Genomic DNA, 8,721 nt, shown 5'->3' on the forward strand with positions numbered 1-8,721 from the left:
TCATACCGAATCGGGGAAAACAACATCTTTATAGGTACAGAGGAACAGAGTCAGACAGAGGAACTAAGATGATATTCAGCTCGCTTTCTCTGTCTGGCTCTGTTCCTCTGTACGATTATTCTTTTTCGGGTTCTGGTATCAGAGAGGGCCGGTGCGCGTGGTGGTGGCGCTGGGGCAGACGGACGTGTCGCTCCACGCGAACAGGTCGTAGCCGTGCACGGTTCCTCCGTCGCGCTCGTGCGGGGTGGTCTGGAACGACGCGACGGCAAGTTCATCGAGGTTCAGTCTCAGCTTCTTCATCGTACGGTCTCCGGTGTTCTGGTAGATGCGTGGTGGGATCTGCCCGGCTCAGAGAGGGCAGGGGCGCGCCATGGAGGTGGTGGCACCGCCGGCGCTTACGCCCGTGCAGTCCTCGTCCGGCAGGGCGGTGGCGAACGAGTCGACCGTGACCGTCTCCACGTCCAGCGTCAGCGTCTTCATCGTGCGGTCTCCTGGAAAATGTCGAGTACGTCCGCCCGTTCGCGGATTCGGTGAGCGAGTTTTGGATGAAGCGTTCAGACAGGGCAGGGGCGCGCCTCCGTGCCGGTGGCCCCGCCGGCGCTCGCGGTCGGGCAGTCCTGTTCCGCCAGCCCGGTATCGAACGAGTCCACCGCGAGCGTCTCCACGTCCAGCGTCAGCCTGTTCATCGTGCGGCCTCCATGCGTTCGATGTCGTCTCCGCTGGTGGTCAGCGAGAAGTCCAGGTCCGCGCACGGCAGGCTGGTCTCGAAGGAACTGACCATGAGCGCTTCCGTGTTCAGCGTCAGCTTGTTCATCGTGCAATCTCCACGGGTCTGATCAGCGGGGCGCGGCGCTCGGTGCCCGCCCCGACGCAAAGATGGTCTGCGGTCCGCCGGCTGACGACGAGGATGGGACGAACCGTGGCGGACGCGCGCCGAAGGGCGATTGGATGGTGCGGGCGGGGATGGTGCCGGCTGGATGCACAGACCGGTTGCCTTCTCTTTTCTCTCCGTGTCTCCGCATCTCTCCGTGAGGCAGGTCCTTTGTGATTCGGTAGATCCTTTCGCCGGAAACACGAAAAAGCCCCCGCCCGGCGTGCTGCCGGCGGGGGCTCATTGGTTCCGCGGATTCGGATCAGGGCGTCCTGGCCGGGATCTCCACCACCGTCCGGCCGCCGGGGTCCGTGGCGACGGGGCGAAAGCTCTTGGTGAAGGCGGCGGCGCGGGTCGCGACGTCGGGGCGCAGCGCGAAGTCGTGGATCCCCGTCTGCGTGAAGTTGTTCTCGTGCTTCACGGTGGCCGTCACCACCAGCCGCAGCTCGCCGGGGCCGCTGACGGTGAAGTCCACCTCGCGCGCCACTTCCTCCCCCGCGTGCGCCGTGGCGGTCCAGGTGGCCGCGGCCGGGGTGGCGACGGCGAGCCCGTCCTCGGCGCTCACGTCGATGGTCAGCGACGCCGCGTTTACCGTGGGCCGCGCGACGATGCGCACCCGCCGCCGCCCCGGGCCGGGGTCCGCCTGCGGCACCACCTCGATCTCCACCGGCGCCGTCACCTTGCCGCCGCCGTCCGCCAGCCGGACCGCCGCCGGTGCGCTGGCGACGCCGCGCGACTCCGCCGCCTGCGCGTGCGCGTCCACGGCCGGAAGGGCGGCCGCAAGGATGAAGAGGTGGAGCAGGGTGCGTCTCATGGGGTCCCCTGGGGACGATGGATGGGCCCGGCGCCGCGCGTCGGGTGGGGCTAGTACCGCGCCACCAGCGAAAAAGTGCCCTCGTGCGCGTTGGCGGGGCGCAGCTTCGAATCGTTGGCGTTGGCCCAGCTGCGCACCTCGATGCGGTAGTAGCCCGCCGGCAGGCGCCGCGAGATCTGCTCCGTGCCGCCCACGCCGTTCACCGCGTCGGAGTAGGCGACCCGCTCGCCCTCGGCATCGTACAGGAACAGGTCCAGGTCCGCGCGCGCCGTGTCGCCCGCGGCGGTGATCTTCATGGTGATCGAAACCGGCCGCTCTTCGGGGATGCTGAACCAGTAGTGCGACGACGAGCGCCACAGGTTGCTGCGCCGCGTGCTGCGGCTGTCCGCGGAGCCCGTCACCGTCCTGCCGGAGGGGATCGCCTCCGGAAACGGATCCGGCGCGGGCGGCTCTTCGCCGGGCGGATAGGTGATGCCGCGGGCCGCCAGCGCCGCCGCCATGGGCCCGTTCTGCTTGGTGGCGGCGGCCAGCGCGTTGGCGTAGCGCAGCAGGTACGCGTCGGGCTGCTTGGCCAGCGTCACGAACGCGGTCCACATGGGCGTAAAGCCCAGCGCCAGCGCGTCCGGCGCGTCCGCCGCCTCGTCGAACCAGTCCCACAGCACGGACGAGACGGAGTGCTCGCTGTAGATGCCCGGGTGGTCGCCGGAGGGCACGTCGTCTTCCAGGTCCATCTGCACCAGCACCACCTGCCGGCCGCGCACCGCCCCCGTGTCGATGTAGTGCGGGCTTCCCGTGGTGGCCGCGGCAAAGAAGTTGGCCCACCCCTCCGACCACGCCAGCCGCGGGTCCACCTGCTCGCTGAAGCTGTGGTCGCCCCCCGGGCTGGACTCGCGCGAAAAGCTCGACATCAGGTAGTGCCCGTACTCGTGGGCGATCACGTGGTCGTCGTACTCGTCGCTGTCGTGCCCGCGCCGCCCGTTGATGAACGCCACCGCCTCGTGCGGGCGAAAGAAGGTGTTGCCCGCGTAGGTGGTGTCCCAGCGAACCTCCACCCGCGGCAGGGTGACGCCCGGCTGCGCCGCGTGCACCAGCGTGTTGGCGCGCCAGATGGTGGCGGCGATGTTGAACGCGCCCGCCACGCGGCTGCTGTCGGTGGCCAGCAGGTCGCGCAGCACGGTGCGCGTGCGCGGCGGGGCGAACGGCTCGGAGACGATGGACCACTCCGCCCGGTCGCCCGCCCGCACCACCGTGGCGTTCTCCGTCTGCGCCAGCGCGCGCACGTACACCTGCGGCTGGCGCGCCAGGCGCACGGGGATGGAGTAGCCGCCCTTTGCGTCGGTGAACCCGCTGGCCAGCACCGCGCGGCCGGGCGACGCCACGATCTCCACCCGGATCCCCGCCGCCGGCGCGCGCACCGGCGCGTCCAGCCGCAGCCCCTGCGGCCCCGCCGGGATCTTTTCGTACAGGATGGTGCCGCGGAACGTGGTCGTCTGGGCCGCGGCGGGCGCCGCCCACCCCGCGCCGGCGGCCAGGCACAGAAGCAGAAGAACGCGGTTCGGTGAGCGGGTCACGCTGGATCTCCGGGGCAGGCGGCTGCGGGGCTCGCGGCGGGGAAGGGCGGGTGGATACGGCCGCGAAGCCAGAATTTCACAATCTGCTGCCGCCGGCCTCGCTGTCAACACGAAAGCGCCTCCGGGAGAGGCATCCCGGAGGCGCTTCCATCCTCAGCCGTCGTGCGTGGCGGCTGGCCTGCGTCAGGCCACCGGCACCACCCTGCCGTCGAAGATGCGGATCTTCTGACCGTCGAACCTGGTCAGCTCGAAGAACGCGTCGTCCTCGTTGAAGCCCAGCGACATCTCCTGCAGCAGTCCGATGGCGATGGCCTCGCCGAAGGGCAGCGACTCGGTGTAATCCGAGCGCCAGTGCACGCCCGCCGCGTTGCGGAAGAGGGCGATGTTGCCCGCCAGCTTGTTGAGCTCGCCGCCAACCGTCATCTGCGCCGCGTCGGCGCCGGTGTAGGAGACGAGCGAGAAACCGGTGGAGTTCGACAGCACCGGGTTCTGGATGGGCGCGTTCTCGTCGAAGAACGCCTTGAGGATGGTGACGCAGGCACCGGAGCCGGTGGCGTGCCCCGCGCCGTACGCGGGGTGCGTGGGTGCGCCCTCCGGGTACGCCTGCGGCAGCAGGTACGAATCCGGAAAGCTTTCGCCCGCCTGGCCAACGTAAGGCGCCAGGGCTCCGGTGCGCAGCGAGGCCGTGATGCTGGAGTGCAGCGGGTAGCTGCGCCCCGCCGACCCGCCCGTGTTGGTGAACAGGACCTGGTTGTGCACGCGGCCCCCGTACTCCTCGGGCCGCAGCCGCCGGTGTACCCCCCACTTCTGCCACCAGACCGCGCGCAGCGCACGGCCCAGCGCCTCGGAAAGGACCTGCAGCAGGTGGGCGGGCCCGAACGTCGCGAACCCGGCCTGGGTGCGGGAGACGCCCGGTAGCGAGTAGTAGGGATTGCCGGGGTTGCGGGCGAACTCCGGGTCCACCTGGGGCCGCCCGGTCAGCCCGCTCTGGAACGAGTGCTGGTTGCCGGCCGGCTCGGAGAGCAGCAGGAACGCCGCGTTGTAGAAGGAGTCGATCACCTGGTCGAAGTGCACCAGGGTGGCGCCGTCGCGCAGGTTGCGGATGAAGCGGCGCGAGGTGGTGTCGAACTGGTCGAGCCCCCGCCGGTCCACCCCGTTCTGCACGTCCAGCCACGCCGCAAAGCTGGTGAGGTGGTTCACTCCGGTGGCCGCGGGGATCAGCCGCTGGTCGATCACGCGCGCGCCGTAGGAGATGAACCCTTCCACCGCGTCCAGCCCCAGCCCGTTGGGCTTGCGCTGGTCGATGTTGCCCTTGAGCAGGAACTGCGAGACGTAGGGCCCCACCTGCTCGCCCGGATAGATCCCGCGAAAGACGTTCTGCGCGGTGGCCGGCACCGTGCCGCCAAAGCGGGGAAACTCGCCGTTGAGCGAGCTGATGGCCGCCGCCACGACGGGATCGGTGCCGTAGCTGCCGAAGTAGACGTCGCGGGCCAGCGCCATCCAGTACAGCTCGCCCATCTCGTGCGCCGTCACCTCGCTGTCGAAGCGCGGCGCCGGCGGAAGGGTCCGCTCCTGCGGGTCCGGCCCCGCGATGTCGAAGGTGAGCCCCGACTGTGGATTGGTGAGCTTGACCGCCGTGGCGGAGGCCAGGATGATCTCCTCGAAGTCGCCGGGGTCGCGGCTCTGCAGCGCGCGCAGCAGGGTGGCGTACGAGCCCGGGTCGGGATCGCCCAGCGCGTCGTGCTTGAGGCTCTTGGAATAAAGGCCGGCCAGCAGGCGCGTGGGATGGTTCACCTCGTCGTTGTTGTTGGCGTGCTCCTGGTGCCGGCGCTCCGCCGCCAGCTCCGCCGCCTGCACCCGCACCGAGCGCGCGGCGAGGCGCCGCTCCTCCACCTGGCGGCGAACGCCGGTGTCGGGCGCGTTCACGTTGTCGAAGATGGCGGTCCCCGGCGAGGGCACCGGATCGGTGGTGGTCGCGCCGATGCTGACCTTTACCACCGTCAGGTCGAACGGCACGGGTACGGCTGCGAGCACCTCCCACCGCGCCGCATCCGCCGACGACTCGTAGAACAGCGTGCCGCTCTGCTCGCGCAGCCGCAGCCACCGGTGGCGCTCGGGGTCGTACGCCGCCATGGCCACGTCGCTGAGAATGCCGGCCACGAGCTGGCTGGAGAAGAGCATGCCGCCCGCGATGAGGAGCGAGACTGCGTGGGTGCTGTCGCGGGTGAGGGTGAGGTACACCTCCAGCGCAGGGGAGGCGCGCAGGGCCTGCACCAGCTCCACGTGCACCCAGGAGCCCGTCAGGTCGTAGCCGGTCACCGACGTGTACCCGCCGTCGTTCGCGATCCCGCTGCGCAGCGCGATCTCCAGGCGCCGGTTGGTTTCGCGCTCGCCGCCGCCATAGGGGGCCCAGACGTCGGGGTTGGGAAAGTTGTCGCTGAAGTCGTCCACCAGGTACTGAGCGTTCGCCATTGTGCCTCCTCATGCATGGGGCCGCGCCGGCCCGTGGGCACGTCCGCTCGCGGCCGGAGCGGGCGCCGGGTGAAAGGAATGCCGCGCCCGGGGCGGGCGCGGCATTCCATCGCCGAGTTGCTCCCAGGCCCGCCGGACGCGGTGCGCCGACGGGCCTGGATTTTCAGCCCCCTTCCGTGCGGGGAACTCCGTTTGAATGCCGTTCGGACCTATCGAGCCTATTTGTGATGAATACCTAATGCCGGCTCCGGCCGCTGTCAATCGTGGAAGGGGCGGGTGAGGAGTGTCTCGCGTCGGAAGGAGGCGGAGGAGAAACCATCTGGCGCAAGAAGCAGAGGAGGCTGATCACTGCATCGCCGAACGCAGTGCCCGGCCTCCTCTGCCGGAGAGAATACGGCTTTCGACGGCTGCCCTTTACGCAAGCGCGGCGCAAGGGCAGCCGACGGGATCGCGTCAGGCCACCGGCACCACCCTGCCGTCGAAGATGCGGATCTTCTGCCCGTCGAACCTGGTCAGCTCGAAGAACGCGTCGTCCTCGTTGAAGCCCAGCGACATCTCCTGCAGCAGCCCGATGGCGATCGATTCGCCGAAGGGCAGCGACTCGGTGTAGTCCGAGCGCCAGTGCACGCCCGCCGCGTTGCGGAAGAGGGCGATGTTGCCCGCCAGCTTGTTGAGCTCGCCGCCGACCGTCATCTGCCCCGCGTCGGCGCCGGTGTAGGAGACGAGCGAGAGGCCGGTGGAGTTGGACAGCACCGGGTTCTGGATCGGCGCGGTCTCGTCGAAGAACGCCTTGAGGATGGTGGCGCAGGCGCCGGAGCCGGTGGCGTGCCCCGCGCCGTACGCGGGGTGCGTGGGTGCGCCCTCCGGGTACGCCTGCGGCAGCAGGTACGAGGACGGGAAACGCTCCCCCGTCTGCCCGAAGTACGGGGCGAGGCCGCCCGTCTGCAGCGAGGTGACGATGCTGGCGTGCAGCGGGTAGGTGCGCGCGCCGGTGACGTGGTTGTGCACCCGGCCGCCGTACTCCTCGGGCCGCAGCCGGCGGTGCACGCCCCACTTTTGCCACCACACCGCGCGGATCGCCCGGCCCAGCACCTCGCTCAGCACCTGCAGCAGGTGGATGGGGCCAAAGGTGCCGAAGCCGGCCTGCGTGCGGCTGTCCATCGTGGTGCCGGGCGGGTCGTACGGATTTCCCTGGTCCTTGGGGAACTCCAGGTCGATCTGCGCCCGGCCGGTGATGCCGCTCTGAAAGGTGAGCTGGTTGCCGGTGGGCTCGCTCATCAGCATCCACGCGGCGTTGTAGAACGCGTCGATCACCTGATCGAAGTGCACGAAGGTGGCGCCGTCGCGCAGGTTGCGGATGAAGCGCCTGGACGGGTCGAAGGTGTCGAGCCCGCGACGGTCCACCCCGTTCTGCGCGTCCAGCCAGGTCGGGAAGTCCGTCAGGTGGTCCACCCCGGACGCGGCCGGGATGAGCCGCTGGTCGATCACGCGTGCGCCGTACGAGATGAAGCCCTCGTTGCCGTCCAGGCCAAGGCCGTTGGGCTTGCGCGGGTCCGTGCTTCCCTTGACGAGGAACTGGGATACGTACGGCCCCACCTGCTCGCCCGGATAGATGCCGCGAAAGACGTTCTGCGCGGTGACCGGCGCCGTTCCGCCGAAGCGGGCGAACTCGCCGTTGAGCGAGCTGATGGCCGCGGCCACGGTGGCATCGGTGCCGTAGCTGCCGAAGTAGACGTCGCGGGCCAGCGCCATCCAGTACAGCTCGCCCATCTCGTGCGCCGCCGCGTCGCTGTCAAAGCGCGGCGCGGGCGGAAGGGTGCGCTCCTGCGCGTCCGGTCCCGCGACGTCGAACGCGAGCCCCGACTGCGGGTTGGTGAGCTTGAGCGCGGTGGACGAGGCCAGGATGATCTCCTCGAAGTCCGCGGGATCCCGGCTCTCCAGGGCGCGCAGCAGGGTGGCGTACGAGCCCGGGTCGGGATCGCCCAGCGCGTCGTGCTTGAGGCTCTTGGAATAGACGCCGGCCAGCAGACGCGTGGGGTAGTTGACCTCGTCGTTGTTGTTGGCGTGCTCGTCGTGCCTGCGGTTCCCGGCGACGCGGGCAGCCTCCTCGCGCACCTCGCGGGCGGAGAAGCGGCGCTCGTCGACCCGGCGCGCGCGGCTGGTCTCCATCACGTTCAGGTTGTCGAAGATCGCCACCCCCGGCGCGGGAACCGGCTCGTACGTGCCCGTGAAGATGCCGGGGCTGACGGCGGTGACGGCGAACGGCGCCGGGTTGCTGTAGAGCGTCGTCCACGCGCTCGCGTCCGCAGAGGTCTCCCAGAAGATCGTGCCGTTGAGCTCGCGAATCCTCAGCCAGCGATGGGCTTCGGGATCGTACGGCAGCGTGAGGAAGACGAGGTAGGCTCCGCCCGTCTGCTGCTCGCAGCGCAGCAGCCCGTCCACCAGCCCGATGCTGAGCTCGTTGCCCTCGCTGAGGTACGCGCGCAGCCGGGCCTGGCCCCTCCGGGGACCCCGCACCAGCTCCACCCAGATCATGGACCCGGTAAGGTCGTAGGTGCCCTTTGCCGTGTAGCCCGCGTAGCTGTTGGCCGCGCTGCTCGACTGCCAGCATTCCAGCCTCCGGTTCACCTCGCGCGCGTCGCCGAAGACCCACCACCGGGTGGTGTCGGCCGTGTTGTCGTTGAAGTCCTCGGTGAACTCGTGTGCCTTTGCCATGGTCGTGCTCCTGCCAGGGTGCGTGTCCGTCCCGCCGCCGATGCGCGGCGGGGCTGCGGTGCCGGTCGTTTTGCCGGCGGTGGCCTGGCTGGCCAGCTCTCTCACCGTCTCTTCCGATTATCTCACGAACACAAAAGGGCCCCCGGCCGGCGCTGTGCCGGCGGGGGCCTCGTTGGGTCCCGGATTGATCGATTGCGCTCATCCTGCCGCGGCGGCGCAGGGGTGCGCCGCCGCGCCGTCATCCTGCGATCAGACGATCACCGGCTCCACCTTGCCGT

8 protein-coding genes and 1 pseudogene are annotated in these 8,721 nt (G+C 69.7%); 1 reads left to right on the forward strand and 8 read right to left on the reverse strand.

Annotated elements, in window-relative coordinates; all coding sequences use genetic code 11:
* Positions 1–138: 138 nt before the first annotated feature.
* From VGC13_RS27705 to VGC13_RS27740, 8 genes are all read right to left on the reverse strand, one after another.
* Positions 139–300 (reverse strand): hypothetical protein, encoded by a 162-nt coding sequence (locus VGC13_RS27705; RefSeq protein WP_331128568.1) that lies wholly within the window; start codon positions 298–300, stop codon positions 139–141.
* 48 nt (positions 301–348) lie between these two features.
* The gene (locus VGC13_RS27710) at positions 349–480 is read right to left on the reverse strand and encodes a hypothetical protein (protein ID WP_331128569.1); all 132 of its coding nucleotides are present in this window, start codon (positions 478–480) and stop codon (positions 349–351) included.
* 74 nt (positions 481–554) lie between these two features.
* Entirely contained in the window at positions 555–686 is a 132-nt protein-coding gene (locus VGC13_RS27715; RefSeq protein ID WP_331128570.1) for a hypothetical protein, read from the reverse strand.
* Entirely contained in the window at positions 683–814 is a 132-nt protein-coding gene (locus tag VGC13_RS27720; RefSeq protein WP_331128571.1) for a hypothetical protein, read from the reverse strand. The genes VGC13_RS27715 and VGC13_RS27720 overlap by 4 nt, the downstream gene beginning before the upstream one ends.
* A gap of 319 nt (positions 815–1,133) precedes the next feature.
* Positions 1,134–1,685: a hypothetical protein gene (locus tag VGC13_RS27725; RefSeq protein WP_331128572.1), complete on the reverse strand. Its 552-nt coding sequence runs from the start codon at positions 1,683–1,685 to the stop codon at positions 1,134–1,136.
* A 50-nt stretch (positions 1,686–1,735) separates the two neighbouring features.
* Positions 1,736–3,256 carry a hypothetical protein gene (locus VGC13_RS27730; protein ID WP_331128573.1) on the reverse strand — a complete coding sequence of 507 codons (1,521 nt, stop codon included), beginning with the start codon at positions 3,254–3,256 and terminating at the stop codon, positions 1,736–1,738.
* Between the two features lie 183 nt (positions 3,257–3,439).
* Positions 3,440–5,728, reverse strand: coding sequence for a vanadium-dependent haloperoxidase (locus VGC13_RS27735; protein WP_331128574.1), 2,289 nt, complete (start codon positions 5,726–5,728; stop codon positions 3,440–3,442).
* Between the two features lie 453 nt (positions 5,729–6,181).
* A complete protein-coding gene (locus VGC13_RS27740) occupies positions 6,182–8,443 on the reverse strand; it encodes a vanadium-dependent haloperoxidase (protein ID WP_331128575.1) in 2,262 nt (753 codons plus the stop codon).
* Between VGC13_RS27740 and VGC13_RS27745 the strand changes: the two are divergent.
* Positions 8,442–8,721: pseudogene (locus tag VGC13_RS27745) on the forward strand (hypothetical protein); the annotation flags it as partial. The gene VGC13_RS27740 and the pseudogene VGC13_RS27745 overlap by 2 nt on opposite strands.

This window comes from Longimicrobium sp. (genome assembly GCF_036399255.1).
GTDB lineage: Bacteria > Gemmatimonadota > Gemmatimonadetes > Longimicrobiales > Longimicrobiaceae > Longimicrobium.

Bases quoted from the DNA above. Each gene is read 5' to 3' on its own strand.
- VGC13_RS27705 (WP_331128568.1), bottom strand. From the start codon at position 300: ATGAAGAAGCTGAGACTGAACCTCGATGAACTTGCCGTCGCGTCGTTC.
- VGC13_RS27710 (WP_331128569.1), bottom strand. From the start codon at position 480: ATGAAGACGCTGACGCTGGACGTGGAGACGGTCACGGTCGACTCGTTC.
- VGC13_RS27715 (WP_331128570.1), bottom strand. From the start codon at position 686: ATGAACAGGCTGACGCTGGACGTGGAGACGCTCGCGGTGGACTCGTTC.
- VGC13_RS27720 (WP_331128571.1), bottom strand. From the start codon at position 814: ATGAACAAGCTGACGCTGAACACGGAAGCGCTCATGGTCAGTTCCTTC.
- VGC13_RS27725 (WP_331128572.1), bottom strand. From the start codon at position 1,685: ATGAGACGCACCCTGCTCCACCTCTTCATCCTTGCGGCCGCCCTTCCG.
- VGC13_RS27735 (WP_331128574.1), bottom strand. From the start codon at position 5,728: ATGGCGAACGCTCAGTACCTGGTGGACGACTTCAGCGACAACTTTCCC.
- VGC13_RS27740 (WP_331128575.1), bottom strand. From the start codon at position 8,443: ATGGCAAAGGCACACGAGTTCACCGAGGACTTCAACGACAACACGGCC.